We start from the raw sequence: 26,801 nt of genomic DNA on the forward strand, positions 1-26,801 counted from the left end.
ATCCGCTCGTCAACAGCGGTCGACAAGTGAGGCTTTGCCCGAGTTCACCGTCCGGACGGTGCCCTGTTTTGCCCGGGGCTCGACAGAGGGGGGAAACGCCGATGGATTCATGGTTCGACATGGCGCGTGCCGTGCCATCGGGGTGGCCCCGTACCTACTGCTTTGCGCATGCGGGTGGCAGGGCGCAGGCGTTCGTCGGGTGGCAGGAGGCGTTGGCCGGGGTGACCGCGCTGGTCGCGGTCGTTCCGCCCGAGCGTATCGGGATCGAGACGGTCTGCGATCAGATCGCCGAGCGGATCGCGGCGCACCGCACCGGGCCGTTTCTGCTGTTCGGCCACAGTCTTGGCGCGCTGATCGCCTTCGAGGTGGCCCGCAGGCTCGGCGATCGCCCCGCGCATCTGATCGCTTCCGGCTGTGTCGCGCCGGCCCTGCACCCGACACCGCGGATGGTCGAGGTGGCGGGGCTCGACGGGCAGAGCCTCACCGAGGCGGTGGCGCTCTACGGGGGAATGCGGCCGGAGATTGTGGCCGATCCAGAACTGCAGGAATTCATCTTGCCCGATGTCCGAGCCGATTTCAGAATGGTCGCGGAGTACCGATATCGCCCCGCTGCCGCATTGCCGTTCGGGATCTCGCTGGTCAACGGCGTCGACGATCCGATGGTCCGTCGTGACGATCTGGCGGACTGGTCGCGTGAGTGTGTCGTCGAGCCCGAGATGCACTGGTCCGAGGGTGGCCACTTCTATTTCGAGCAACATCCGGAAGCGGTCACCGACGTCATCCGCCGCGCGGCGGAGGCGTTACCGGTCGAACTCATTTAGATCCGGGCGGCGCCTGAGAAGGGGACGCATGACCGACCAACGTAGTAAGGCCGTCAGGTTCGCCGAACTGCACCGCACAGGCACCTTCGTGGTGCCGAATCCATGGGACGCCGGAACCGCGCGGATACTGTCCGGCTACGGCTTCTCCGCGCTCGCGACGACCAGCGCCGGTCTCGCCTTCAGCATGGGCCACGCCGACGGCGCCCAGCTGGTCGGCCGGGACGAGACGCTGGCCAACGCGAGGTCGATCGTCGAGGCGACCCATCTGCCGGTGACCGCCGATCTGGAGAGCGGGTACGGCAGCAGCCCCGAGGACGTGGCCGAGACGATCCGACGCGCCGCCGAGGCGGGGCTGGTCGGTGCGTCGATCGAGGACTCGACGGGTGAGGCGGGCGAGCCGGGCGAAGAGATCCGTGATGTCGCCGAAGCGGTCGACCGCATCGCCGCCGCGGTCGAGGCCGCCCGCGCGCAACCGTTTCCGTTCACCCTGACCGCCCGGGCCGACAACTTCTTCCACGGGCGCCCCGACCTCCACGACACCATCCGCCGGCTGCAGGCATTCGCCGAAGCCGGCGCGGATGTGCTCTACGCACCGGCGCTGCCGAGCATCGAGGCCGTCAAGGCGGTCTGTTCCTCGCTGGACAAGCCGGTCAATGTGCTCGCCGCCGGCCCCCTCCTCCAACGGTCGGTCGCCGAGTTGGGCGCCCTCGGTGTCCGCCGGATCAGCCTCGGCTCGGCGCTGCCCAGGGCCGCGCTGACCACGGTGCTCGACGCGGCGGCCGAACTCGCGGGGCCGGGCACGTTCGGTTTCGCCAAGTCCGCACTCGGCTACGCCGAATCGAACGCCCTGCTGGGCAGGTCATGACCCCTGCCTACCTCACCGCACCCGGCTACCTGCTCGGCGAGATCGAGCAGGACCACCACGAGATCCCCGGTTTCGCCGCGCGCGCTCGCGAGTACGGCATGCAGCCCGACGCACGGCTGTGGGGCTGGGGCAAGGTCCGCCGCACCGAGAAGCCGCTGGAGGAACTGGTCATCGAGACCGGAAAGACGGTCATCGACTCGGCGGACGTGGACTTCCTGGTGTTGTGCTCGACGCGGTTCCCCGGCGACGCGCACACCCATGGCGGGTTCATGGAGACGATCATGAGCGGCCTCGGTCTGGACTGCGCCTTCCTCGGCCTGACCCTCAACCGATGCACCAACCTGGTGACCGGGCTCGGCGTGGCCGAGGCCTTCGTCCGGACCGGCACGTACCGCAACGTCCTGGTGATCACCGCGGACCGTTGCGCCACGGAGTCCGAACGGATGGAGAACTTCGCCCTCTTCAGCGACGGCGCCGCCGGCTGCCTGGTCACCGCGCGACCGGGTGACTACGAGATCCTGGGCTCGGCCGGAGCACAGGACATACGGACACTGGACTGGGGCAACGAAATCAGCGCGGACCTGTCGCGGCAGGTCAACGACATCCTGCTGACCCCACACGGACTGGCCCCCGGCGACCTGGCCGGTGTGCTGCACAGCAACCTGTACACCCCGATCGTCGTGATGAAGGAACGGCTGGCCGGCTTCACGCTCGCGCAACTCGACACCGCCAACACCGCCCGGACCGGCCACTGCTTCGCCGCCGACCCGCTGATCAATCTCGTCGACCGCCGCACCGAACCAGGTGGGTACTACCTGCTCGCCGCGAGCGTGCCGGGTTCCCGCGCCGCCATGTTGCTGCACAAACCCACCACGGCCATGAGCTGAACAGCCTGAGGACAGTGTCCGGAGGTTTCCATGTCTGCTTTCGCCTTACCCGACCCATTCGTCGTAGCGCAGCTGTCCACTTCCGAGTTCGACCCGGCCACCGCGGCGTTGGCCGACGAGGTGATCGCCGCGGGCCCCGAGTCCGTCTACCACCGGCTGGTCGGCGACCAGGAGTCCGAGGTGGTGTTCCTCCTTGCCCGGCACGTGCTGAAAGGTTTCTTCAGCGCCTCGGAGGAGCCGACCGTCCAGGACGCCGGTGAGCAGAAGGCCGAGGGCATCGCCGCACGGACAGCCCAGGTGCGCCGGCACATCACCGGGATGCTGCAACCGTTGCGCGAAGCCGAAACCCGGGTGCGCGACGCCGTGCTGGCACAGCGTGCGCCGCTGGCGCTGATCGGGGGCTGCTGGCTCGACTCGGTCTCCCAGCCCGCCACCCAACCCGCGACCGTGGTGAACCAGTTGGTGCGCCATCAGTTCGTCTGGCGCGGCGAAGGCAACCCCCGGCGCGGGCTGCACCAGCTGCGCGGGCGCGCACTGGAAGAACAGGGCGTGTTCCTGCCGGATGTCACGGCGCCGGATTTCCTGCGGCAGGCGGAGGCCCGGTCGCTCACCGCGTGGCACGGCGCCTACTACCTCGGCCTGGCCAAGCTGCCGGCGACATTCCTGCCCGAGGTGGTCGGCACGCACTACGTCATGGCCGCGCTCGGCATCGACGAACTGCTGCTCGGCACACGGCCCATGCTCACCGAAGCCGACCTGCGGGCCACCCTCGCCGACTACCTCGCACTGGCCCCGCCGCCGGTCAGGCGCAGGCTGTACGCCGCGGTCACCCGCACCCTGGCGATGGAACTGGACCATGCGCGCCTGCTCGCCGACGTCGCCGAATGGCATGCGGGCCTTTCCCTGGACGCACAGGTGGCGCGGATCGTGGCCAGGCATGCCCCGTTCGCGGGCAAGCAGCACCGCAACGTCCGCATCGGCGGCAGGCCGCTGACCGAACGGTTCGACGATCCCGCCTTCGACCTGGCCGCGTTCCTCGCCGACTTCCGGGCGTCGCCCCAGATGAAGCCGCGTGACGGCGGGTGCCGGTTCCTGCGGGCCATCAAGTTCGGCGGTCCCATGTTCGGCATCTTCGACGAGCGCGAAGCGGCGACCTTCCAGCGGTGGGCCGAGGCGATCGCCGCGGGGGACCCGCCCGACATCGAGCTCACCCCGAACACGGCCGGTGACGACGCAGCGCGCGCGCTCGCGGCGGCGATCAGGCCGACCCCGCCCGACGTAGAGGTCCGGACCGCCACCCGCGGCGACGACCGCGCATTCCTCCACCGGCTGGTCAACATCGAGAACTTCCCCAACGCCCTGGCCCTCGCCCGCGCGAACGCCGAGGAAGGACTCGCCCGCGCCGAAGTCCTCTTCGAGCACGGCGGTGACGGCGTCCTCACCGACGCGAGCTGGTTCGACTACTCGCCCTCGGCGCTGAACGAGCGCGTCGACCGCATCTACTGGGACAAGCTGGTCAACCCGTACCAGCCACTGACCGAGATCCCGGACCGCGACGAGGTGGTCTTCGGTCAGAAGACCTTCGCGCTCGGCAGCATGATCGACGGCGCATGGGCCCACCGCATCGGCGCGACCGGCCGCTACACCCGCCGCAGTGACGGCATGCTCTACTCGATCTACGCCGACGAGATGGGCCGTGGCGACGTCGGCAAGAACCACATCACCCTGATCTACCAGGTGCTCGCCAGTCTGGGCATCGAGGTGCCGCACATCCGCGACACCGCTTTCCTCGACCAGGACGAACTGCCCGATCACCTCTACGGGTTCTCGCTGTTCCAGCTCAGCCTCGCGCTGTTCCCGGACTCGCTCTACGACGAGATCCTCGGCTACAACCTGGGAATCGAGATGTTCGGGCTCGGCACCCAGCGCATGCACGAGATGCAGAAGCTGCGCCGCCACGGTTTCGACGTCGCCTACGAGGAGGCGCATCTCTCCATCGACAACCTCTCCGCCGGTCACGCACGGCAGTCGGCCGAGATCATCATCGCCTACCTGCACGATGTGGCGACGCTGTCCGGAGCCGACGCGGTGGCCTCGCACTGGCGGCGGATCTGGCGCGGCTACGCCTCGTTCGCCTACTTCGTCGAGCACGAGCTGGTGGCCGGCCTCGCCCGGCGCGAGCCGGTGGACGTGGTCATCTGATGACCGCGACCGTGCCCCCGAGCACCTTCGACACACGGATACTCGCACTGCCCCTGTACGAGGATCACCACCGCGAGCTGGCCCAGCGCCTGGTGACATGGTGTGCGGAGCACCGGGCCCTGCTCGCCGGTGACGGCCGGCCGGAAGCGGCCGGCCTGCGTATCCTCCGCGCGCTCGGCGACGCGGGCTGGCTGGCGTTCCTCGACGGCGGCCCCGACGACTACCGCGCATTGTGCCTGGCGCGGGAGGCACTGGCGTACTGCGGAGATCTCGCCGACTTCGCGTTCTCCATCCAGGCGTTGGCGGCCACCCCGATCCGCCGCTTGGGCACCGACGACCAGCGCCGCCGGTATCTGCCGGGCCTTGCCGCGGGCACGCTGTGCGGCGCCTTCGCGGTGTCCGAGGAGTCGGCGGGTTCGGATGTCGCCGCGATCGGGCTGGACGCGCGCGAGACCGAGGCCGGCTGGGTGCTCAACGGCGGTAAGGCGTGGATCGCCAACGCGGGTGTCGCCGACGTGTACACGGTGATCGCGCGTACCGGTCCCGGGCCGGGCGCCTTCGGGCTCACCGCGTTCCTGGTGCCCGCGACCACGCCCGGCCTGCACATCGAGCCGGTGCCGATGATCGCTCCGCGGGCCTTCGGCCACCTGGTGTTCGACGACTGCCCGCTGCCGCGGGAGGCGGTGCTCGGCAGGCGTGGCGGCGGGTTCCCGATCGCGATGGAGGTGCTGGACCGGTTCCGGATGACCGTCGGCGCCGCCGCGCTCGGCTTCGCCCGCCGGGCCGCCGACGCGGCGCTGGCCAGGGCCCGGGACCGGCCGATGCTCGGCGGGAAGCTGTTCGACCTGCCCACGGTGCGCGCCACGTTCGCCGACATGGAGGTCAAGCTGGACGCGGCCGCGCTGCTGGTGGCCCGGTCGGCCTGGGAGATCGACCACGGCGGCCCCCGCTACGCCAGGCACTCCTCGGTGGCCAAGCTCTACGCCACCGAGGCCGCACAGGAGATCGTGGACAGCGCGGTGCAGATCTTCGGAGCGGCCGGGCTGGTCCGCGACAGTCTGCTGGAGCGGCTGTACCGGCAGATCCGGTCGCTGCGGATCTACGAGGGCTCCTCGGAAGTGCAGCAGGCGATCATCGCGTCGGCGATCGATCCGAACCGGACACACCGGGGGGCACCATGACGCAGCCACATCCCGCGACGCCGACCACGGCGGCCACCCACCCCGACCCCTATCCGTTCTATGCCGACCTGGTGGCCAACCGGCCGTTCGGCTACGACGCCGGCAGCGGGCTGTGGGTGGCGGCCGGCGCGTCGGCGGTGTCCGAGGTGCTCGCCGATCCGGCCTGCCGGGTCCGGCCGGGTACCGAGCCGGTGCCGCGCGGCATCCTCGGCACCCCGGCCGGCGAGGTGTTCGGCGAGCTGGTCCGGATGACCGACGGTGCCCCGCAGGTGCGCCGCAAGCAGGCCCTGCTATCGGCGCTGAACACGATCAGCGAGGAGCAGGTCGTCGCGCTGGCCGCGGAGCAGGCGGGCAAGGCGACCGACTGGACGGACCTCCAATTCGGGGTGCCCGCACGGGTGGTGGCCACGCTGCTCGGCCTTGCCGGGGACCTCCCGGATGAGGCGGCCCGGCTCATCGGCGAGTTCGTCCGGTGCGTGCCCGCCTCGGCCACCGCAAAGGACCAGGCGGCCGCGGCCGCCGCGGCCGCACGGCTGCTCGACCTGCTCGGCCCGCACCTGCGCGCCGGGAGCGGCGGCCTGATCGGCGAGCTGGTCCGCCTCGCCGCCCGCGACGACTGGCCAACAACCGCTCCGCTGCTCGCCAATGTGATCGGCCTGCTGTCGCAGACCTATGACGCCACAGCGGGGCTGGTCGGCAACACCCTGCTCGCGCTGGCCCGCCACGGACAGCCGGACGATCTCCCGGCCTTCGTCGCCGAGGTGGTCCGCCACGACGCGCCCATCCAGAACACCCGCCGCTTCGTGGCGACCGCGACCACCGTCGCCGGCCACGAAGTCCCGGCGGGCTCGGCGATCCTGCTGCTGCTCGCCGCGGCCAACCGCGACCCGATGGCCAACCCCGATCCCCATGCGTTCCGCCCCGGCCGGGCGGACCCGCAGGTGTTCACCTTCGGCCGGGGTGCCCACCGGTGTCCCGGACATGCCGTGGCCGCCGCGATCACCATCGGCGTGACCGCCACGGTGACCGGGGCGCCCTCACCCAAGGGCTACCGGCCCTCACCCAACGCCCGCATCCCCGTCCTGAAAGGGCAACTCGGATGACTCGATCACGGCTCAGGTACGAGGAGCGCGGCACCGAACGGAGAGCGGAACTCACACTGTCCTCGACCGGAAACGGGGGCGTCGGAAAATGACCGACAAGCATTTCGGGGTGCTCGGCATCGGTGCCGGTCCGGCCAATCTCAGTCTGGCCGCGCTGCTGTACCCGCACCGGGACCTGCCCAGCCTGTTCCTCGACCGCAAGGAAGCCTTCGGCTGGCACGACGGCCAGCAGATCCCCAGCACGTCACTGCAGGTGTCGATGTTGAAGGACCTGGTCAGCCTGGCCGATCCGACCAGCAAGTTCTCGTTCCTGAACTATCTGCACGACCAGGGGCGGATCTATCACTTCATCAATGCCCAGTTCGACGCCGTGCCCCGGCAGGAGTTCCGCAACTACCTGGAATGGGCAACCTGGCGCATGAAGAACATCGTGTTCGGCGAGGAAGTACGGTCGGTCGATTTCGACGGCGTGTTCAAGGTGCGCACCGACGAACGGGTGCTCACCGCGGACAACATCTCCCTCGGCGTCGGCAGCCAGCCATGGATTCCGCCGGCCGGACAGGGCTGGCATGCGCCCAGCCAGTTCCATGTGTGCGACTTCGTCGACAAGGCCGTCGATCTCGGTGGCAAGCGCGTCGTGGTGGTGGGTGGCGGGCAGTCGGGCGCCGAGGCGTTCCTCGATCTGATCTCCCGTCAAGGCGGCGAACTGCCCAGCCGGGTCTCGTGGTTCTCCCGGCGCAGCAACTTCCTGCCGATCGACGACTCACCGTTCACCAATGACTTCTACATGCCGTCCTATTCGGAGTACTTCTACGGCCTGGAGCGAGCGACCCGTGAGCGGATCAACCAGGAGAACGTCCTCTCCAGCGACGGCATCTCCGAGTCGACGCTGCGCGCGATCTACCAGCAGACCTACCACCACCGGTTCATCGCGCGCTCGCCCGGTCTGATCAGGCTGTACCCGAACCGCGAGATCACGGGCGTGGCCCAGGCCGGTGCGGGGTGGGAGCTGACGGTGGTCAACAAGGACCGGCCCGACGGACCCCAGCATGTGACGACCGACGTGATCGTCTGGTCGACCGGCTTCCGCACCGGACTGCTGGAACTGCTCGCCCCGTTGGCGGACCGGCTCGACCGGTACGACGGCGAGTACCAGGTGGACCGGGACTACGCGGTGCGCTGGGACGGCCCCGAGGACCACAACATCTTCATCCAGAACGGGACCCCCGCCCAGCGTGGTCTCGCCGACAAGAACCTGAGCCTGCTGGCGTGGCGCAGCCAGCGCATCGTCGACCGCCTGCGCGGTGTGCAGCGGGAAGAACAGCTCTCCTCCTTCGTCGAGTGGGCGAACGAGGGCAGCGAGGACGGCGAGCTGCAAGGGAGGGTATGAGATGGATCTGGGCACAGTCGCGGTGATCGGTGGGGGCATCATCGGCTCCCTGGTGGCCAGGCAGATCATCCATCAGCACCCGGCCGGCACGGTGCTGCTCCTCGAACGGGACTCGGTCGGCTGCGGCGCCAGCAGGCGTTCGGCCGGACTGCACTTCCCGCGCGGCGCGAGCGAGCGGGTGCGCCGGATGTCGGGATACAGCCAGGAGTTCTACGAAAAACTCAAGGCCGACCGGCCCACTTCACCGATCTATCCCGTCGGTATGTCGGTGCTGTCGCAAGCCGGCCAGGGCGATCTGGAAAGGATCTACACCGAGCCGGTCCGCCGTGACGATTCCCCGATCGCGCTGGATGCCTGCGGCGCCGAGGTCCGTGTGCCGCCGCACCTGTCGGTGTGGGACGTCAAGGGCGCGCAGTATGCCGATGTGCACCGCCTGGTCCAGGCGCTCGTCACCGATCTGCGCCCGCGTGTCGGCGTACGCGAGGGAGTCCGTGTCACCGCGCTCGATCCGGGCGGCTCCGGTGTGGGGCTCTCGCTCAGCACGGGTGAGCGGTTGACCGTCGACCGGGTGGTGCTCGCGCCGGGACCGTGGCTGAACGCGCCCGCATGGGCCGATCTGGTCGCGCCGATCGGAGCGCGCATCAAGAAGATCGTCGCCCTGCACATCGACCAGCCCGCGGACGAGACCGACCGGGCGCTGGTCTTCCACGACGAGGACGCCTTCCTGCTTCCCCTGGCCTACCGGGGGCACTGGCTGTTCAGCTACACCTGCCAGGACTGGGACGTCGACCCCGACCAGGTCGATGCCGATCTTGTCGCGCACGACGTGGAGCGGGCCCGTGCATGCCTGAGCCGTTACGCGCCCTCGCTCGCGCTGCGTTGCACGTCCGGGCGCGTGTTCTGCGACGCCTACAGCGTTTCCGGGCAGCCGCTGGTGCGCCGGCTCGACCCGGATGGCCGGGTGGTGTTCGCGGGCGCGGCCAACGGATCCGGCTACCGCCTCGCCCCGGCCATCGCGGCCGAGGCCGTCCAGTTGTTGGGCACGAGCGTGAAAGGGAGTGTGTGATGAGGATCGACACCTTCGACCCCGCGTCGCTCAGTGACGCCTTCGGCATCGACATGAGCACGATCGATCTTCCCGGTGTCGTCGGGCTGGGGGCGGGCTGGGGCCGGGTGGCGCCGGGCAAGCGCTCCGACGCGCACCAGCACGACGAGATCGAGATGTTTGTCATCGTGTCGGGCAGCGGCGAGGTCGTGGTGGACGGCGCGCGGCATCCGGTGGGGCCGGGCACGGTCATCAAGTTCGACCCGTTCGAGACGCATGTGCTCGACAACACCGGTGATGCCGATGTCGTGTTCGTGACCTGCTACTGGCGTGAGCCCCGGCATGCCGGGGAGGTGGCCGTCCGTCCCGACCGGCGGCGCTTCGCCGAGCGGCCGGTGTTCGTCTTCTCCACCCCGCCGACCCCCAATGGCGACCTGCACCTCGGGCATCTGTCCGGGCCGTATCTCGGCGCGGACGCGTTCGTCCGGTTCCAGCGGATGAACGGGGTGCGGGCCTGGCACCTGACCGGCAGCGACGACCACCAGAGCTATGTGGTCGCCAGGGCGGCGCAGGAACAGAGCACGCCCGAGCAGGTCGCCGCGCACTACAGCGCCGAGATCGCCAGAACGCTTGAGCTGATGGACATCCGGCCCGACCAGTTCACCGTGACCAGCACGGATCCCCGATACCGCGAGGGCCTGCGCGACTTCTTCACCGGCCTGGAGGCGTCGGGCAAGGTGGCCCGGCACGAACTGCCCGCGCTCTTCGACGAGGAGACCGGCCAGTACCTCTACGAGGTCGACGTGGCCGGCACCTGCCCCTCCTGCGCGGCCGCCACCAGCGGCAACATCTGCGAGGAGTGCGGCGAGCCCAACCTCGTCGCCGATCTCGTCGAGGCGCGCAGCAACATCTCGGGCTCGGCCCGTACGGGCAGCCTGGCGCGGCTCGCCCTGCCGTTGCACGAGTTCCGCGAGGCCGTCGCCACGCACCACCGGCTCGGCCGGGTGCCCGCGCGACTGCGTGAACTGGCCGAGCGGGTGTTCGCGCGGGAGACCTTCGAACTGCCGCTGAGCCACTCCGCGCAGTGGGGGGTGCCGCCGCGCGGCGTCGAGGACCAGGTGATCTGGGTGTGGCCGGAGATGTCCTACGGCTTCCTGCACGGCATCGCCGAGCTCGGCGCCCGGATCGGCGAGACATGGCACGCGGACAAGCCGGAGCAGGACTGGAAGATCGTTCATTTCTTCGGCTACGACAACAGCTTCTACCACTCGATCCTCTACCCGGTGCTGTACGGGCTCGCGTTCCCGGACTGGGAGCCGGACATCGACTACCACGTCAACGAGTTCTACCTGCTGGACAACCAGAAGTTCTCCACCAGCCGGCGGCACGCGGTGTGGGGCAAGGACATCCTCGCGCCGGAGACGGTGGACGCGGTGCGCTTCTACCTGTCCCGCACCCGCTCCGAGGGCGAGCGCACCAATTTCGAGCGGGAGGCCTACACCGCGACCGTGCGCGATGTGCTGATCGACGGCTGGCAGGGCTGGCTCGACGACCTCGGCCGCCGGCTGAACACACGGTTCGGCGGCGTGGTTCCGGACGCCGGAATCTGGACCCCCGAACACACCGCGTTCTATGCCCGGCTGGGCGGGCGGCTGGCGGCCGTGACCGCGCACCTCGGCCAGGACGGGTTCTCCTTACGGGCGGCCACCGCGGAACTGGAGGGCATCGTCACCGACGCGCGCGCGTTCGCCGAGCGCGAGGAGGTGCTCGCCGGCGCGTCCGGGTGGCAGTCCGAGAACCGGACGGCGATGGCGCTGGAAGTGGCGGCGGCCCGGTTGCTGTCCAGGGTCGCCACGCCGGTCATGCCGCGCTTCGCCGGTCGCCTGGCCGCCCTGCTCGGCGAGAGCGAGCCGGCCTGGCCGTCCACCGTGGACCTGGTGCCCGCCGGGACCAGGGTGGACCTGGCCGGCCAGGTGTTCTTCGCCTCTGAGCCGGCGACCCACCGACCACAGGAACCGGCGGTCCCCGCACCACACGAAGCCGCGCCGGACCCGCTGCCCTGGCTCGCCGACCTGGTCCGGAGCACCCTCGGGCTGCCGGCGGAGGCGGCGGTGGCGGACAAGACCCTGCGGGAGCTCGGCGCCTCCTCGTTGCAGGCGGTCGCGGTGCAGTACCAGATCCTGGAGCGGCTGGATCTCGACGTGCCGATGTCGGAGCTGCTCTCCGAACGGAACGTCGCCGAGCTGAGCCGGCAGCTGACCGAGGAGGTGGCCCGATGACCAGTTACCTGACGGTGTTGGAAGAGATCAGCGCCCGGGGCCTGAGCATCGTCGCCGCCGGCGCGGATCTGCGGCTGCAGGGTCCGCGCGAGCGCGTGGACGCCGAGCTGGTCGGCCGGATCAAGGCCGTCAAGTCCGAGCTCATCGCCCACCTCACCCCGGACCCCGGGATCGCGCTGACCCCGTTGCAGCAGGGCTACCTGGCCGGCCGGGACGAGGTGTTCGAGCTGGGCAACGTGGCCAGCTACGTCTACCACGAGATCGAGGGCCACTGGGACGTCGACCGGCTCCAGGCCGCGCTGGACGCCGTGGTCGCCCGGCACGACTGCCTGCGTACCCGGTTCACCCAGGCACAGACCCAGGTACAGGAACCGCGGGCCGAGGTCCGGATCAACCGGGTCGACCTGCGGGACGACGACGGCACCGGGCTGGCCGCCCAACGCGCGCGCTGGACGCACCGGATGCTGCCGGCCGCCCAGGCGCCGCTGCTGGCGGCCGAGGTGTCGCTGCTGGCCGGGGACCGGATGGTGCTGCACGTCGGTCATGACGGCCTGGTCATGGACGGGATCAGCATGTTCCTGTTCTTCCGTGACTGGTGGGCGCGGTACGAGGGAGAGCAGCAACCGGCCGGTGAGGAGGCCTCGTTCGCGTCGTACGTGGCCGGTCTTGAGGTCGCCCGCACCCGCAAGCCGTACGCCCGGGCCAAGGCGTACTGGCTGGAGCGGCTGGACAGCGGCAGCCTGTGGGGACATCCGGAGCTGCCGCTGGCGAAGAGCCCGTCCGCGATCACCACACCACGCTTCTCCCAGCGCGTGGTCCGGGTGCCGGCACAGCGGTGGGCGGTGCTGAAGGAGCACGCCGCCGCGGCCGGTGTCACCCCCTCCGGCCTGCTGTTCACCGCGTACGCCGAAACCCTCGCGTGCTGGGGCGCCGGCCCCCGGTTCACCCTGACCACCACGGTGGCCAACCGGCCGCCGATCCACCCGCGCATCCTGGAGTCGATCGGGCAGTACAGCGACCCGATGCTCGTCGCGGTCGACCTCGATCGTGGCGTGCCCTTCGCCGAGCGGGCCAAGGCGGTGCAGGAGCGGCTGCGGACCGACCTCGACAACCGGCATTTCTCCGGCATCGAGGTGCTGCGGGAACTCGGCCTGCGCAGCGGCGGGCAGCCGCGTATGCCCTTCACCTTCAACAGCGCCCTCGGCTATCCGCTCGCGGATGTGGACGGCTCCGCGCTGGAGCTGTTCGGACCCGAGGTGCACACGATCAGCCAGACACCGCAGACCTGGCTCAACGTGTTCGCCATGGAGCAGCACGGCGGCGTCGTCGTCCAGCTCGACGGCGTCGACGAACTGTTCCCGGACGGCCTGCTGGACGATCTGGCACAGGGGTATCAGCGCCTGCTCGATCTGCTCACCGACGCGAGCGAGTGGCACCACCACCGGTTCGACCTGCTGCCCGCCGAGCAGCGGGACCGCAGGCGCGCCGCCAACGACACCGACCGGCCGCTGCCCCAACAGCTGTTGCAGGAACCGTTCGTGGCACAGGCGCGGCGCAGTCCGGGGGCGCCGGCGGTGATCACCTCGACCGGTGAGCTGAGCTATGCCGAGTTGTACCGGCGGGCCCGCGCCGCGGCGAGTTGGCTGCGTGCGTGCGGGGCCGGCCGCGATGAGCTCGTCGGGCTGGTCATGACCCGAGGCCCCGAGCAGATCGTCGGGATCATGGCCACACTCCTGGCGGGCGCGGCCTATCTGCCGGTCGACGCGGACCTGCCCGCCCGCCGGCAGCGGGAACTGCTCGACGCCGGCGAGGTGCGGTGCGTACTCACCAACTCCGGCTGGAGCGACCCGGCCGGCCGGCGCACGGTGCTGGCGCTGGACTGCGGCACCGAACTCGACGGCAGTGGAGTCGACGACTGTCCGGAGCCCGGGCCGATCGCCGGGGCGGACCCCGACGACCTCGCCTATGTGCTGCCCACCTCGGGCACGACCGGCACGCCGAAGGGCGTCATGGTCAGCCACCGCAGCGTGGCCAACGTCGTCGCGGACTGCACCCGCCGGTTCGGCGTCGGTCCGCGCGACCGGCTGTTCGCGATCAGCGCGTTCAGCTTCGATCTGTCCGTCTACGACGTGTTCGGCGCGCTGTCCGCCGGTGCCGCGATCGTGCTGCCCGACCACGACAAGGCGGCCGACCCGGCGCACTGGCTGGAGATGTGCGCGCGCGGCGGGGTCACGGTGTGGAACTCGGTGCCGCAGATCGTTGCCCTGCTGCACGAACAGGCAGGCGCGGACGGTCTTACCCCGCTCGCCGACCTGCGGCTGGTGATGATGAGCGGCGACCGCATCCCGCCGGAACTGCCGCCGGCCCTGCGGGCGAGCCTGCCCGGACTCGACGTGGTCTCGCTCGGCGGACCGACCGAGACGACGGTCTGGAACATCGTCCACCCGATCGGTCCGGACGAGGACGGCTCGCGGAGCATCCCGTACGGGCGGCCGAACGACAACAACAGGGCGTATGTGCTCGACGAGGACGGGCTGGACCTGCCGGACTGGGTGACCGGCGAGATCTTCGCCTCGGGAACCGGCCTGGCCCGCGGGTACTGGAAGGACGAGCAGGCGACCGGCGAGAAGTTCTTCTTCGACCGACGACGGGGCGTACGGCTCTGCCGAACCGGCGACCTCGGGCGCTACCTGCCGTCCGGGGAGATCGACATCCTCGGCCGGGCGGACTTCCAGATCAAGGTCAACGGCTACCGGATCGAAGCCGGCGAGGTGGAGACGCGGCTGGTCGCGCTGCCCGGCGTGCGGCAGGCAGCGGTGGTCCGCCGGCCGGGCAGCCGGGGCGACCGGCTGGTCGCGCACCTGGTTCCCGGCGAACAGGACCAGCCGGCACCCATGCCGGACGGCGAGCGACGGCGCCTGGAGGACGAGCTCCGTGCGGCGCTGCGCGACCAACTGCCGGAGTACATGGTTCCGTCCGTCGTGGTGTGGCACGACAGCCTGCCGCTGACCGCCAACGGCAAGGTCGACCGGCCGCGGCTGGCCTCGGACGAGGTGCCCGAGGCCGAGGCCGCCCCGTCCGGCGACGCCGTACCGGCGGAAGGCATCGAGCGGGAGCTCGCCGAGCTGTGGGCGGGTGTGCTCAAAGTGCCCGATGTCGACGCCCTGACCCCGCTGACCGACATCGGCGCCGACTCGCTCGCCGCGGCGCGCATCCTGGCCGGAGTGCGCAAGCGGTACAAGGTCACCATCCCGTTGTCGGAGCTGGTCCGGGTGAACACGGTACGGGCGATGGCCGCCCGGATCGGCGGTGCGAAATGAGTGTGATCAACCGGGTGGTCAGCGGTCCGCCGCGGCCGGGCAACCGCTTGTCCGTCGCCCGGCTGGGCGCGGCCGAATCCTGGGACCTCACCGAGGTCTGGGAGTTGTCGGGACGGGTCGCCGGGCACCTGCTCGGCCTCGGCGTCCGGCCGGGTGACCGGATCGGCATCCTCGCGGCGAACTCGCTGGAGTGGGTGCTGCTCGATCTGGCCGCACTGCGGATCAAGGCGGTGACCGCGGGATTCGACCCCGGCAAGTTCGACGCCACCGGGGCGGAGCTCGTCGCCCGTTACGGCCTTGCGGTGCTCTTCACCGACCAGGACGAGACGGCAGACCGGGTGCGTCCGATCGCCGCCGTGCGCGAACTCCCGCCGTCCGACGCGGTATTGCCGCACGTGGTGTGGGAACCCGGCGAGACACCCGCGCTGAAGTTCACCTCGGGCAGCAGCGGCCCGGCCAAGTCGCTGCTGGCGAGCGCGGGAAGCATCGACAGCTCGCTCGCCGCGGTGCAGGAGATGTTCGCCCATGGTCCCGGTGACGACATCTTCGTGTTCCTGCCGCTCTCCCTGCTCCAGCAACGGTATTGGGTGTATTCGGCGCTGGTGTTCGGTCACGACGTCACGATCAGCACCTACGAGGCCGCGTTCGCCACCCTGCGCACGGCGCGGCCGACGGTGGTGATGGGCGTGCCCGGCTTCTACGAGACGACCGGCGCCCATCTGCAGGCCAGGGCCGCCCGTACCGGGGCCTCCCCGGCCGAGGTGGCCATCGAGGTCTTCGGCGACCGGATCCGCTACCTGTGGACGGGCTCCGCGCCCGCGAACCCGGCCACATTGCGCTACTTCACCGATGCCGGCCTGCCGATCTTCGAGGGCTACGGTCTCAACGAAACCTGCATCGTGGCCAAGAACCACCCCGGCGCGCACCGGCCCGGCAGCGTCGGCCGGGTCCTGCCGGGAAAGGAGGTGCTCATCGACGCGGACGGTGTGATCAACGTCCGTGGCGAGCGTCCCGTGGCCACCCGCTATGAGCACGCGGAGCCTGGCGAGTCGGAGGCGATGTTCCGGCCCGGGGGGATCGTGCGCACGGGTGACCTCGGCCATCTCGATGAGGACGGCTATCTGTTCGTGCGCGGCCGGGCCGACGACGTGATCGTGCTGGAGAACGGCAAGAAGATCATCGTGCGGCCGATCGAGGAACGTCTCAAGGCCTGCACGGCGATCGAGGACTGCGTGGTGACCAACCCGTCGCAGCGGCAACTCGTCGCCATCGTCTCGCCGGCGGTCAACCCGGTGGACACCGAGCTGATCGCGGCGGCGCTGCGGCAGGCCAACGCCGCCCTCGACCACGACGAGCAGGTCGCCAAGGTCGTCCTGGCGGACCGGTTCACCGTCGACAACGGGCTGCTCAGCTCCCAGTTCAAGCCCCGCCGCAAACAGATCGAGGCACGCTACCGCCGCCTCGTCATCGACCCCGAGGAGGGAATCCGTGCCTGACACCATCGAGACAACGGCCCGCGCCGCGCTGGCCGAGGTCCTGCCGCAGAGCCTGCCACCGGAAGCCATCGATCCCGACGTGGAACTCGACCACCTCGGCCTCACATCGCTGAACAAGGTGCTGTTCCTGACGTCCGTGTGCGACCGGACCCAGGTCGGGCTGCACCACTTCACCGAACACGACCTCGCCGCGATGCGCACGCTCGGGCAGGTCGTCGAGGCGCTGTCCCGGCATGCGGAGGTGCGTTGAGATGAGCTGGTCCGAGCGCGCTCCGGCCGTACTGGACAACGGCGTTGTCCGCCTGCGGCCCATCACCGCCGCCGACCGGGAGCCGATCCGGTCAGTGGCGATGGACCCGGCCATCTGGCGCTACTTCGTGGCGCTGGTCAGCGACGAGGCATCCTTCAAGACCTTCTTCGACACGATGATCGCCGACCACGAAGCCGGTCGGCGGGTCGTCTTCCACATCACCGACCTGGCCACCGGCCGCACCGCCGGGTCGATGAGCTACGGCAACCTGTCCGAACCGGACGGCCGGCTGGAGATCGGCTGGTCCTGGCTCGGCCGGGACTTCCGCGGCGCAGGAGTCAACCGCCACGCCAAGTTGTTGTTGCTACGGCATGCCTTCGAGCAACTCGGCGCCGAGCGCGTCGAGTTCAAGACCGACCGGCGCAACGAGCAGGCCCGCCGCGCCCTGCGCAACATCGGCGCGACCGAGGAAGGAATCCTGCGCAGCTTCAACCCGATGCCGGACGGTACTCGCCGTGACGCCGTGTACTACAGCGTCCTGCGTGCCGAATGGCCCTCGGTACGCGACCGGCTCACGGCCAAGGCGGACGCTGAGTGACAACGACCTTCGCGGTGGCGCACGTACTCGCCCATGGCGAACCGTACGACCTCGGCCTCGCGCATGGCACCGCCCTGAAGAAGCGGTTGCGCGCCTTCCTCGACGATGGCGTCGCCCGGCTGAACCACCTGCTGCCCACCGCCGTGTCGGCAGCCGGCCTGGCCGGCGACATCGCCGCCTACCGGGCGGAGATCACCCGGTCGACGCCGCGGCTGGCCGACGAGATCGCCGGACTCGCGGCCGGCGCCGGGCTGACCCCTGACGAGGCCACCCTGCTCCAGTTGCGCCGCGAGATCATGGGATATCAGCGGATCCCCACCAGGGGTGACTGCACCACCTACGCCCGGCCGGGGGTGCTGGCGCAAACCGTGGATCTGAACGGGAATCTGGACGACCAGATCGCGGTGCTCGAAGTCGGCCATGGCGACCGCAAGGCCCTGGTGCTGAGTTTCGCCGGACTGCTCGGCTACCTCGGCGTCAACTCCCGTGGCCTCGCGGTCGGTCTGAACCTGGTGCTCGGCGGGCGCTGGGGACCGGGGCTGCCGCCCTATCTGGCCATTCGCCATCTGCTCGACACCGCGACCTCGGTGGACTCGGCGATCGCCATGCTGCGCTCGCTGCCCCTCGCCAGCTCCCGCACGATCGTGCTCGCCGATGCCACCGGGACCGCCTGCGTGGAAGTCCTCGGCGACGAGTACCGGGTGACGACGACGCGGGAGTCGGTGCACACCAACCACTTTCTCGCCCCGGAGTTCACCGGCCGGGACGAGTTGAACGTCTTCGCCCGCAACTCCTCGCTGCGCCGCTTCCAGATGGCGAAATCCGCTCTGCGGGCGCTGCCTGCGGACGCGGATCCCGACGAGCACTTCGCGGTGTTGTCGCAGCCGCCGATCTGTGTTGCCGACGACGGCGATATCCGCAGGGAGCGCACCGTCGCCGCCGTTGTCCTCGATGCGAAGAACGGAGCGCTGCATCTGCGGCCGGGTGATCCCCGGCTGTCGAGAACCCAGTCTTTCCGCCTCTGATCTGTTTCACCGGTTCGAAATGGAGGTCAAGCCTGTGGAAGACCTGCCCATCCGTGCGACTCCGGACGATCTGGCCAGCGTGAACCTGGCGGACCCGCAGACGTTCGCGGATTACGACCTGACTGATTTCTGGCGCACGTTACGGGCGAACCAGCCGCTTTACCGGCATCCGGCGGTCGGGAACAATCCCGGCTTCTGGGTGCTCAGCCGGTACGCCGACATCGTCGACCTTTACCGGGACAACGCCACCTTCACCTCGGAGCGTGGCAACGTCCTGATCACGCTGCTCGGCGACGGTGATTCGGCGGCCGGCAAGATGGTCCCGGTGACCGACGGGCAGCGGCACAAGGAGTTGCGCAATGTGCTGTTGAAGGCGTTCTCGCCGCGCGTGCTGAGCCGGATAGGCGAGCACGTCCGCCGGACCACCCGGACACTGCTGGCGGAAGCGATCGACCGCGGTGAAGGCGACTTCGCGCTGGATGTCGCGAGCAAGATTCCGATGGCCACGATCTGTGACCTGCTCGGAGTTCCGGGCCAGGACCGGGAGTACATGCTCAGCCTGACCAAGTCCGCGATCAGTTCGGACGACCAGGGGGAGTACTCCGAGGCGGCCGACGCCGCCCGCAACGAGATCCTGCAGTACTTCGTCGGCATGGTCGAGGAGCGCCGAGCCGCGCCGCGGGACGACGTGGTCAGCGTGCTGGCCGGCAGCACGATCGACGGCGAGTTCCTCAGTGAGGACGAGATCGTGCTCAACTGCTACAGCCTGATCCTCGGCGGGGACGCGACCAGTCGCCTCGCGATGATCGACGCCGTGCACAGTTTCGGCGCCAATCCGGACCAGTGGGCGTCGTTCAAGCGCGGCGATGTGTCCGTCAAGCCGGCGACCGAAGAGGTGTTGCGCTGGGCCTCACCGACCATGCATTTCGGCCGCACCGCGGTGCGGGACGTGGAAATCCACGGCACCCGGATCAAGAAGGGTGAGGTGGTGACGGTGTGGAATGTCTCGGGAAACCGTGACGAGAGCGTCTTCGCCGACCCGGACCGGTTCCTCATCGACCGGTCGCCGAACAAGCACATAGCGTTCGGGCACGGTCCGCATTTCTGCATCGGCGCGTATCTGGCGAGGCTGGAGATTTCTGAGATGCTGCTCGCGCTTCGTGACTTCACCGCGGGGTTCGAGATCGTCGGGCCCGTCCAGCGGATCTATTCCAATCTCCTCACCGGGATCAGCAGCCTGCCGGTGCGTTTCGAACCGGTGTCGGCCGAGTTGGAGGAACTGGTGCTCTGAGACGTGCGTGACGTCCCCGATCTCGCCGCTGCGGTCGGCGGCGAGATCCGGGGCGCTCAGGGAACGACGTCCTCTCGACGCTCCGCCGCCGCGTGGGCCGGTGCGAGGAGGAGCCCGAGACCGATAAGCGCGAAAATGACCGTCAGCACCGATTCGCCCGCGATGCCGACGAAAACGGCAAGGACAAAGGCGCGCATGGCGAATGCCCGCAGAAGCCGGGCCACGTCGGATGATGATGCGTCCACGTTTCTCCCCTCGGTGTTCCCCGTGCCCATGTGCCCCCGTACCCATGTGCCCACGACGGCGGACACGCCACGGGATCGACGGATCAGGAATGCTGCTCGGCACGGCGCCGGGGATCCATCCGGACCAGGCCGCCGGACACCGGCGCGGTGCCGAGGTCGCTGTCCCCGTCCTCGTGGCGCAGTACCCAGTCGTCGAGGTCGAGCGCTGCCTCCAGCGGTTCCCTGGCCATATAGGCCCGCCACCAGCTCACCTCGCCGTCGGCTCCGGTGGAGCCGGTCACCTCGGGGGAGAGCAGTTCCTCCCGGAAGCGGGTCTCGGCCATCGCGAAGCGCACCCGCGCGGTTTGCGGCGCTATGTCCAGGGCGTCGCCGATGAGTTGCCAGCTTGCGCCACCCAGTCGCTCGAACACGGCGGCGGCTTCGAAGAACCGGTGCGCGGCCCTGAGCACCCGGGCGGCGTCGGCCAGCACGGAGCCCGGGGAATGGACGGTGCCATCGGGGTTCAGCTCGTGCTCGCCGATCGGGACGGCGGCGCGCGCCAGGTCGGCCAGTTCGTATGCCTCGTAGGCCGTCACCAGTCGCGCTCGGGTCGCCTCCGTGTACGGAGCAGCGGCTCCGGTGTCGCCGTCGGTCATGTCGGTCAGCCTTGGCTCCGATGCTTGATGGAAGGTCACTGCGGCTCTCCTGCGTGGTCAACTGCGGAGGAAATAGAGGACGGTCATGGTCACGGCGGTGGTCAGGATGATGCCCCGCAGCAGCTTCGCGGAGAGACGGCGTGCGAGGTGGGCGCCGGCGAAGCCGCCGGCCACCGCGCCGGTCAGCATGCCGGCGAGGACCAGCGGAGCGTTCAGTGCGTCCGAAGCGATGAGGAACAGCGCGGTCGCGCTGAGATAGATGGCCGCGAGCTGGGTGACCCGCATCGGGTTGCTGACCGCGGTGTCGAGGCCAAGGCCGACGCTCCACAGGGCCAGCATCATGATGCCTACGGCACCGCCGAAGTATCCGCCGTACATGGCGAGGAGGAACTGGCCGATAAGGACGGTGCGGGAGCTCATGCTGAGCTGGCGGCCCAGCGCGGTGCTCAACGCACGGGAGAGGCGGCGCCCGAAGGCGAGGATCACCGTGGCGAAAGCGAGCAGCCACGGCACCGCGGCGTCGAAGGACGCTGCCGGCAGCGCCAGCAGCAGGCCGGCGCCGACGCCGCCCCCGGCCACGCTGATCGTGGTGAGCGCCGTCGTGGACACCGTCCCGACCGGGGTGAGTTCGCGTCGGTAGACCCATCCGCTGGCCACGGCGCCGGGGACAAGGGCGATGGTCGATGACGCGTTCGCCGTCACGGGGGACAGGCCGACCGCGACCAGCGCGGGCAGCGCCACGAACGTGCCTCCACCGCCGAAGGCGTTCAGCACTCCGGCGGCAGCACCGGCCAACAGGACAAGCAATATCTCGGACACCTGCCGAGCATCACCCCGTGTCTGGTGGGCCCACAATGCGTAATCGGTGTACCCAGCCTAAGGCTGTGCCATAGGCTTGTGAGGGTGCGCTATGACCTGGACGACCTGCGGCTCTTCCTCGACATCGTGGCGGAGGGGTCGATCACGGCGGGCGCTCGCCGGATGCACCTGAGCCTGCCTTCGGCCAGCGCCAGGGTGCGCTCGCTGGAGCACCACGCCGGCGTGGCACTGCTGATCCGCGGCCGGCGGGGAGTGCGGCCCACCCCGGCGGGGACGACACTTGCCCGGCACGCACGCGAGGTCCTCGCCCAGACAGCGCGGCTCGAAAGCGCCGTCGCGAGCTATACCCGGTCCCCGACCGCTCCACTGACCCTGCTGGGCGGCGGTTCCGCGATGCACCGGCTCGTGCCGCAAGCCCTGGTCTCGTTCCTCCGGGCCCACCCGGACGTCGACGTCACGGCTTCCGAAAGCCGCACCCCACAGACCGTGCGGATGCTCGCCGACGGAGAGGCGGACCTGGGGGTCGTTCTCGACGACGAGGCCCGCGACTGCGGCCTCGACATGGAACCCCTCGGCGACGACTCCCTCGTGGTGATCGGCCAGGCCGGCGGGATTCTCGCCGGCCGCACCGCGTTGACCTACAGCGAGGTCGCCGAGCACCCTCTCGTCGGGCTCGACGCCGACTCCTCGCTGCGACGCTGGATCGAGAAGCACCTCGGTCCCCACGCACCGGTCGTGCGATACCGCACCAGCGTTGCCAACCTCAACGTCCTCGTCGCCCTCGCGGCCGCCGGCGTCGGGCTCGCCCTCGTACCGCGCCGCGCCATCGACCCCGGCCGGCCACTCGATGTGTGTGAACTACAGGATCCCTGGGCACGCCGTCACCATCTGCTGGCCTGGGGCGTCAAGGACCGGACCTCGTCGACGGCCACCGCGGCGCTCGCCGAACACCTGCGGCAAGCGGCACTGTCCGAGCCGGCCTTCCCCGGCAGTATCGGGGATGCCAAGTACCGCTGACGGTCACACTGGAGGTGTGGTGATGGCAGGCGACCCCGGGCTCTTCGGGCCCCGTTCGGTGACCTGGCAGATGCACGGCGACCCGATGATGTGGATCGCGGGCATTCGCGCGCTGTACCTCCAGGCGCTGCACCCGCGCGCGGTGCGCGGTGTCATCCAGAACTCTGACTTCAGGAGAGACGCCTGGGGCCGGCTGATGCGGACCGCCAACTTCGTCGGCACCCTCACCTACGGCACGACCGAGGCCGCCGAACAGGCCGGCGCCAAGGTCCGCGGCATCCACCGCCGGCTGACCGCCACCGACCCGGCCACCGGCGAGCGCTACGGCATCGACGAGCCGGCGCTGCTGCTCTGGGTGCACTGCGCCGAGGTCGACTCCTACCTGCACGTACTGCGCCGCTCCGGCTACCCCGTCAGCGACGCCCAGGCCGACGCCTACCTCCACGAACAATGCGAGAGCGCCCGGCTCGTCGGCCTCGACACGGCCGACGTCCCCGGCGACCGGGCCGCGCTCGCCGCCTACTTCACCCGCGTACGGCCCGAACTGGCGCTCACCCGCGAGGCCCGGGAGGTGGACGACTTCCTGCGCCGGCCACCGACCCCCGCCCCGCTCGTCCCCGCCCGCGCACTGCTCTGGCAGCAAGTGGCACGGCTCGCCTACGGCGCGCTCCCGGCGTACGCACACCAGCTCTACGGCCGCTCCGCGCCCCCGCCCGCCACCGTCACCCGCAGACTCCGCGCCACCGGCCGTCTCCTTCGCGCCATTCCGCCCACGGTCCGCTGGCAGCTGCCACCCCGGCACATCCTGCGCGCCGTCGAGCGACTCGGCCCCGGCGCCCGCCCAGCGCCCTACAAGCTCCGCCGTTCCGCCGCCATACTGGACCGGCAGAAGAGCACGCAGGAGGACACGCAGGGGGAGCTGCGCGGCTGACCGCGGCAACGGGGACGGGGACGGGGACGGCGATACACAATGCCGGAAAACAGACTGATCCAGGGGCGCTACCGGCTGCTCGACACCATCGGGCGGGGCGGCATGGGCGAGGTGTGGCGGGCCCGCGACGAATCACTGGGACGGCAGGTCGCCGTCAAATGCCTCAAGCCGCTGGGCCCCCGGCACGAACCGTCGTTCCTCCAGGTGCTGCGCGAACGCTTCCGCCGCGAGGCCCGGGTCGCGGCCGCCCTCCAGCACCGCGGTATCACCGTCGTCCATGACTTCGGCGAGGACGACGGCACCCTCTTCATCGTCATGGAGCTGCTCAGCGGCCGTAACCTCAGCCAGCTGCTGGACGACAACCGACGCCAGCCGCTGCCCGTCCCGGACGTCATCGAGATCGCCGAACAGGTCACCGCCGCGCTCGCCTACACCCACGAACAATCCATCGTGCACCGCGATCTGAAACCGGCGAACATCGTCCGGACCACCGACGGCACGGTCAAGATCTGCGACTTCGGCATCGCCCGCCTCGGCCACGACATCGGCTTCACCGCCCGCCTCACCGGCACCGGCATCGCCATGGGCAGCCCGCACTACATGTCGCCCGAACAGATCGGCGCACACGCCATAGACCACCGCAGCGACCTCTACTCGCTCGGCTGTGTGCTCTACGAGCTCGCCACCGGCGTCCCGCCGTTCGACCTCGGCGACGCCTGGGCGGTGCTCATCGGCCACCGCGACACCGCACCGACCCCGCCGCGTACGCTCCGCCCCGACCTGCCCGAGGCCTACGAGCGGATCATGCTCGAACTGCTCGCCAAGGAGCCCGACAACCGCCCCCGGGACGCCGACGCGCTGGCCAAACGCCTCGCCGACGCCCGCCATCCGTACCCCGGCCGGGGCCCCGCGATCGGCCCCGGTGTGATGACCGCCCCCGACCGGCGGCTGCCCTCCTGGACCCAGGGCATGACCCTCGGCTCCCCGGCAGGCCTCGACCGGCCGCGCCGCTACGCCTCGGACCGGGCCGCCACGGTCCTCACCGACGCCTGGACCAGCGGCGGCGATCCGCAGCGCGGCGACGCCTCCCCGGCAGCCGGTATCGCCGGCCCGGCACTTCCGGACGACCGCCGCGCCGCCCTCGCCGCGCTGGCCGGCCGGCACACCGCCGCGCTGAACCTCGGCCGGCTCGGCCGCTGGGAGGAGGCGGGCGAGGCCCATCGCGCGCTCGCCGCCGAACGCGAGCGGCTCCTCGGCCCCGACCATCCCGACACCCTCACCAGCCGCCTGGAGTCCGGTCGTGCGCTGGGCCGCCTGGGCCGGCACTTCGAGGCACACCAGACCTACGCCGAGGTACTGGCCGGCCGGGAACGCGCGCTGGGCCCCGACCACCCCGACACCCTGAGCTGCCGCCACCATGTCGCGCTCAACCTCGGCCGGCTGGGACGGCTGGAGGACTGCCGTGCCATGGCCCGCGAGGTGGCCGGGGCACGCGCCCGGGTGCTCGGTGCGAACCACCCCGACACCCTCACCACCCGCTACGAACTCGCCTACATACTCGGCAAGTTGGGCAAGTGGACGGCCGCTCTGCAGACGTATCAGGAGGTCGCGGCGGCGCGCGCCGAGACGCTCGGCCCCGACCACCCCGACACCCTCGCCGCCCGCTACGAGGTCGGCATCTGCCTCGGCCGGCTCGGCCGCAGCGCGGATGCCCTGGCCCTCTACCGGGACCTGGTCGCGGCCCGTACCCGCGCCCAGGGCGCCGACGACCGGGACACGCTGCGCGCCCGGCACGGTCTGGGCGTCAACCTCGGGCGGCAGAACCGCTGGCAGGAGGCGCTCGTGGAGGCCCGCGAGGTGGCCGCGGCGCGCGAGCGGGTGCTCGGCCCCGACCACCCCGACACCCTCGTCAGCCGCCGGGAGAGTGCCGTGGCCCTCGGCTGGCTCGGCCGCTGGAGCGAGGCGGAGGACATCTACCGCCAGGTCGCCGACGCCCGCGAACGGATCCTGGGCGCGTCGCATCTCGACGTGCTGGCCAGCCACACCGACCTCGCCCAGTGCCTGGAGCAGCTGGGCCGCGCGGGCGAGGCGGCCGCCCTGCACCGCCGGGTCGCGGCACTGCGCCAGGAGCGCGCCGAACGCCGGCGGTAGCGGGGGCGGCCCGTCGTTTACCGCATCAGCTCGGAGTGACCCGGTAGAGCACCGTGCCGTGCGGCGGCACATCCTTCGCCACGATGCCGCCGTCGCTGTGCCCACGGTGACCGGTGACCAGGTTGCGCAGCCGGTAGGAATCGGCCTCCGGCAGCCCGGCCGCGCCCGCCGTGACGGACAGTGTGCGCGGCGAGTCGCCCGAGTTGAACAGGGCGATCGCCCGGTCGCCGTTCCTCAGCGGCTTGGTCAGCACCGCGGAGCGCGCGTCCTGCTGCACGATATGCCCCTGGACGCCCAGGGAATCCTGGTCGACGGCGATGACCTCCTTGTTCCCGAGGATCTCGCGCGCCGCCGGGGACAGCTTGCCGAGATCCGTGCTGGAGATCAGCGGGGCCGCCATCATCGCCCACAGCGACATCTGGCTCTGCATCTCGTGCCGCGTCAGGCCCGAGTCACCGGCCAGCAGGAAGTCCGGGTCGTTCCAGCGTCCGGGCCGCTGGAGGTCGGCCAGATGCGCGTTGTAGCGGAAGTTGTAGACGATCGAGTTCCACTTCGCGGCCGGTGTGCTCTGTTGCAGCGCCACATCCCGCCCGCCCCGCCACAGATTGCCGAGCTCGGCCGACCAGCCGATGACACGGTGCCAGACGCTGTCGCCGTCGAACTGGAAGTAGGCCGGCGCGGACACCGAGAAGGTCATCGGACGGCCGGTGGCCCGCAGGGCGCTGCTCATCTGCCCGTACAGACCGCGGTAGGTCTCCTCCTTGCTGCGTCCCGGGGTGGTGGGCACATTGCAGCCGTCCGCCTTGACGTAGTCCACCTTCCAGCGCGCGAACAGCTCCGCGTCCTGCTTGAAGTGGCCGAAAGTGCCCGGATACTTCTCACAGGTGAGCGTCCCGACGTCCTCGTAGATGCCGAACTTCAGCCCCATCCGGTGCAGCTGCGCTCCGAGGTACGCCATGCCGTGCGGGAACTTCGTCCGGTCCGGCACCAGCTCACCCTTGGGGCCGCGCTGCTTGCTCATCCAGCAGTCGTCGACCGTGACGGTGTCATAGCCCCTGTGCGCCAGCCCCGTACGGACCAGCGCCCGCGCATTGTCGAGCACCACCTTCTCGTTGATGTTGCACATGTAGTACGACCAGTTGTTCCAGCCCATCGGCGGTGTCGGGGCCAGATCCGGATACCGCGCCGCGGTGCGCGGGGCGCCGGGCGCGCGGGCCGGGTCGGGGGCGGCGGAGGCGGGCGCGGGGGCC

Annotated in this window: 22 protein-coding genes; 18 read left to right on the plus strand and 4 right to left on the minus strand. The window is 70.3% G+C overall.

All coding sequences use genetic code 11. The features are described from left to right. The first annotated feature begins 101 nt into the window (after nucleotides 1–101). The 15 genes from DY245_RS24735 (at nucleotide 102) to DY245_RS24805 (ending at nucleotide 19,753) form a co-directional block, all read left to right on the plus strand. Complete coding sequence (locus DY245_RS24735) at nucleotides 102–821, plus strand: thioesterase II family protein (RefSeq protein ID WP_244943234.1); 720 nt, start codon at nucleotides 102–104, stop codon at nucleotides 819–821. Nucleotides 822–849: 28 nt separating this feature from the next. Next, entirely contained in the window at nucleotides 850–1,686 is an 837-nt protein-coding gene (locus DY245_RS24740; protein WP_128509427.1) for an isocitrate lyase/PEP mutase family protein, read from the plus strand. After that, nucleotides 1,683–2,573 (plus strand): 3-oxoacyl-ACP synthase, encoded by an 891-nt coding sequence (locus DY245_RS24745; protein WP_128509428.1) that lies wholly within the window; start codon nucleotides 1,683–1,685, stop codon nucleotides 2,571–2,573. Before DY245_RS24740 ends, DY245_RS24745 begins: the two co-directional genes overlap by 4 nt. Before the next feature lie 30 nt (nucleotides 2,574–2,603). After that, on the plus strand, nucleotides 2,604–4,775 hold the full coding sequence (locus DY245_RS24750) for an iron-containing redox enzyme family protein (RefSeq protein WP_128509429.1): 2,172 nt from the start codon (nucleotides 2,604–2,606) through the stop codon (nucleotides 4,773–4,775). Continuing rightward, on the plus strand, nucleotides 4,775–5,956 hold the full coding sequence (locus tag DY245_RS24755) for an acyl-CoA dehydrogenase family protein (RefSeq protein ID WP_128509430.1): 1,182 nt from the start codon (nucleotides 4,775–4,777) through the stop codon (nucleotides 5,954–5,956). Before DY245_RS24750 ends, DY245_RS24755 begins: the two co-directional genes overlap by 1 nt. Next, on the plus strand, nucleotides 5,953–7,059 hold the full coding sequence (locus DY245_RS24760) for a cytochrome P450 (protein ID WP_128509431.1): 1,107 nt from the start codon (nucleotides 5,953–5,955) through the stop codon (nucleotides 7,057–7,059). The genes DY245_RS24755 and DY245_RS24760 overlap by 4 nt, the downstream gene beginning before the upstream one ends. An 88-nt stretch (nucleotides 7,060–7,147) precedes the next feature. Beyond that, the gene (locus tag DY245_RS24765; protein WP_128509432.1) at nucleotides 7,148–8,449 is read left to right on the plus strand and encodes a lysine N(6)-hydroxylase/L-ornithine N(5)-oxygenase family protein; all 1,302 of its coding nucleotides are present in this window, start codon (nucleotides 7,148–7,150) and stop codon (nucleotides 8,447–8,449) included. Between the two features lies 1 nt (nucleotide 8,450). Continuing rightward, entirely contained in the window at nucleotides 8,451–9,515 is a 1,065-nt protein-coding gene (locus DY245_RS24770; RefSeq protein WP_128509433.1) for an NAD(P)/FAD-dependent oxidoreductase, read from the plus strand. After that, nucleotides 9,515–11,773 carry a class I tRNA ligase family protein gene (locus tag DY245_RS24775; protein WP_128509434.1) on the plus strand — a complete coding sequence of 753 codons (2,259 nt, stop codon included), beginning with the start codon at nucleotides 9,515–9,517 and terminating at the stop codon, nucleotides 11,771–11,773. The genes DY245_RS24770 and DY245_RS24775 overlap by 1 nt, the downstream gene beginning before the upstream one ends. Then, on the plus strand, nucleotides 11,770–15,093 hold the full coding sequence (locus DY245_RS24780) for a non-ribosomal peptide synthetase (RefSeq protein ID WP_128509435.1): 3,324 nt from the start codon (nucleotides 11,770–11,772) through the stop codon (nucleotides 15,091–15,093). The genes DY245_RS24775 and DY245_RS24780 overlap by 4 nt, the downstream gene beginning before the upstream one ends. Then, on the plus strand, nucleotides 15,090–16,589 hold the full coding sequence (locus DY245_RS24785) for an AMP-binding protein (protein ID WP_128509436.1): 1,500 nt from the start codon (nucleotides 15,090–15,092) through the stop codon (nucleotides 16,587–16,589). The genes DY245_RS24780 and DY245_RS24785 overlap by 4 nt, the downstream gene beginning before the upstream one ends. Beyond that, a complete protein-coding gene (locus tag DY245_RS24790; protein ID WP_128509437.1) occupies nucleotides 16,582–16,839 on the plus strand; it encodes an acyl carrier protein in 258 nt (85 codons plus the stop codon). The genes DY245_RS24785 and DY245_RS24790 overlap by 8 nt, the downstream gene beginning before the upstream one ends. A 1-nt stretch (nucleotide 16,840) precedes the next feature. Then, nucleotides 16,841–17,437, plus strand: coding sequence for a GNAT family N-acetyltransferase (locus DY245_RS24795; protein WP_128509438.1), 597 nt, complete (start codon nucleotides 16,841–16,843; stop codon nucleotides 17,435–17,437). Continuing rightward, nucleotides 17,434–18,462: a C45 family autoproteolytic acyltransferase/hydrolase gene (locus DY245_RS24800; RefSeq protein ID WP_128509439.1), complete on the plus strand. Its 1,029-nt coding sequence runs from the start codon at nucleotides 17,434–17,436 to the stop codon at nucleotides 18,460–18,462. Before DY245_RS24795 ends, DY245_RS24800 begins: the two co-directional genes overlap by 4 nt. A gap of 19 nt (nucleotides 18,463–18,481) precedes the next feature. Further along, complete coding sequence (locus tag DY245_RS24805) at nucleotides 18,482–19,753, plus strand: cytochrome P450 (RefSeq protein WP_128509456.1); 1,272 nt, start codon at nucleotides 18,482–18,484, stop codon at nucleotides 19,751–19,753. Nucleotides 19,754–19,809: 56 nt separating this feature from the next. On the opposite strand, the gene DY245_RS24810 is transcribed toward DY245_RS24805, so the two are convergent. The 3 genes from DY245_RS24810 to DY245_RS24820 form a co-directional block, all read right to left on the minus strand. Further along, complete coding sequence (locus DY245_RS24810) at nucleotides 19,810–19,998, minus strand: hypothetical protein (RefSeq protein ID WP_128509440.1); 189 nt, start codon at nucleotides 19,996–19,998, stop codon at nucleotides 19,810–19,812. 83 nt (nucleotides 19,999–20,081) lie between these two features. Continuing rightward, entirely contained in the window at nucleotides 20,082–20,633 is a 552-nt protein-coding gene (locus tag DY245_RS24815) for a hypothetical protein (protein ID WP_128509441.1), read from the minus strand. A gap of 57 nt (nucleotides 20,634–20,690) precedes the next feature. Next, nucleotides 20,691–21,452, minus strand: coding sequence for a sulfite exporter TauE/SafE family protein (locus DY245_RS24820; protein WP_128509442.1), 762 nt, complete (start codon nucleotides 21,450–21,452; stop codon nucleotides 20,691–20,693). 84 nt (nucleotides 21,453–21,536) lie between these two features. On the opposite strand from DY245_RS24820, the gene DY245_RS24825 reads away from it, so the two are divergent. Genes DY245_RS24825 through DY245_RS24835 form a run of 3 tightly spaced genes read left to right on the plus strand, consistent with a single transcriptional unit; the run spans nucleotide 21,537 to nucleotide 25,551 of the window. Continuing rightward, nucleotides 21,537–22,469: a LysR family transcriptional regulator gene (locus DY245_RS24825; protein WP_128509443.1), complete on the plus strand. Its 933-nt coding sequence runs from the start codon at nucleotides 21,537–21,539 to the stop codon at nucleotides 22,467–22,469. Between the two features lie 22 nt (nucleotides 22,470–22,491). Beyond that, a complete protein-coding gene (locus tag DY245_RS24830; RefSeq protein ID WP_128509444.1) occupies nucleotides 22,492–23,400 on the plus strand; it encodes an oxygenase MpaB family protein in 909 nt (302 codons plus the stop codon). 39 nt (nucleotides 23,401–23,439) lie between these two features. Continuing rightward, nucleotides 23,440–25,551, plus strand: coding sequence for a serine/threonine-protein kinase (locus DY245_RS24835; protein WP_128509445.1), 2,112 nt, complete (start codon nucleotides 23,440–23,442; stop codon nucleotides 25,549–25,551). 25 nt (nucleotides 25,552–25,576) lie between these two features. Here the strand turns inward: DY245_RS24835 and DY245_RS24840 are convergent. Beyond that, nucleotides 25,577–26,801: glycoside hydrolase family 27 protein (locus tag DY245_RS24840; protein ID WP_147318369.1), on the minus strand; the 1,225-nt coding region annotated here is incomplete at its 5' end.

It is taken from the genome of Streptomyces inhibens (assembly GCF_003389455.1).
In the GTDB taxonomy this organism is placed as follows: domain Bacteria; phylum Actinomycetota; class Actinomycetes; order Streptomycetales; family Streptomycetaceae; genus Streptomyces; species Streptomyces inhibens.

Bases quoted from the DNA above. Each gene is read 5' to 3' on its own strand.
- DY245_RS24735 (WP_244943234.1), top strand. From the start codon at position 102: ATGGATTCATGGTTCGACATGGCGCGTGCCGTGCCATCGGGGTGGCCC.
- DY245_RS24740 (WP_128509427.1), top strand. From the start codon at position 850: ATGACCGACCAACGTAGTAAGGCCGTCAGGTTCGCCGAACTGCACCGC.
- DY245_RS24745 (WP_128509428.1), top strand. From the start codon at position 1,683: ATGACCCCTGCCTACCTCACCGCACCCGGCTACCTGCTCGGCGAGATC.
- DY245_RS24750 (WP_128509429.1), top strand. From the start codon at position 2,604: ATGTCTGCTTTCGCCTTACCCGACCCATTCGTCGTAGCGCAGCTGTCC.
- DY245_RS24755 (WP_128509430.1), top strand. From the start codon at position 4,775: ATGACCGCGACCGTGCCCCCGAGCACCTTCGACACACGGATACTCGCA.
- DY245_RS24760 (WP_128509431.1), top strand. From the start codon at position 5,953: ATGACGCAGCCACATCCCGCGACGCCGACCACGGCGGCCACCCACCCC.
- DY245_RS24765 (WP_128509432.1), top strand. From the start codon at position 7,148: ATGACCGACAAGCATTTCGGGGTGCTCGGCATCGGTGCCGGTCCGGCC.
- DY245_RS24770 (WP_128509433.1), top strand. From the start codon at position 8,451: ATGGATCTGGGCACAGTCGCGGTGATCGGTGGGGGCATCATCGGCTCC.
- DY245_RS24775 (WP_128509434.1), top strand. From the start codon at position 9,515: ATGAGGATCGACACCTTCGACCCCGCGTCGCTCAGTGACGCCTTCGGC.
- DY245_RS24780 (WP_128509435.1), top strand. From the start codon at position 11,770: ATGACCAGTTACCTGACGGTGTTGGAAGAGATCAGCGCCCGGGGCCTG.
- DY245_RS24785 (WP_128509436.1), top strand. From the start codon at position 15,090: ATGAGTGTGATCAACCGGGTGGTCAGCGGTCCGCCGCGGCCGGGCAAC.
- DY245_RS24795 (WP_128509438.1), top strand. From the start codon at position 16,841: ATGAGCTGGTCCGAGCGCGCTCCGGCCGTACTGGACAACGGCGTTGTC.
- DY245_RS24805 (WP_128509456.1), top strand. From the start codon at position 18,482: ATGGAGGTCAAGCCTGTGGAAGACCTGCCCATCCGTGCGACTCCGGAC.
- DY245_RS24815 (WP_128509441.1), bottom strand. From the start codon at position 20,633: ATGACCGACGGCGACACCGGAGCCGCTGCTCCGTACACGGAGGCGACC.
- DY245_RS24830 (WP_128509444.1), top strand. From the start codon at position 22,492: ATGGCAGGCGACCCCGGGCTCTTCGGGCCCCGTTCGGTGACCTGGCAG.
- DY245_RS24835 (WP_128509445.1), top strand. From the start codon at position 23,440: ATGCCGGAAAACAGACTGATCCAGGGGCGCTACCGGCTGCTCGACACC.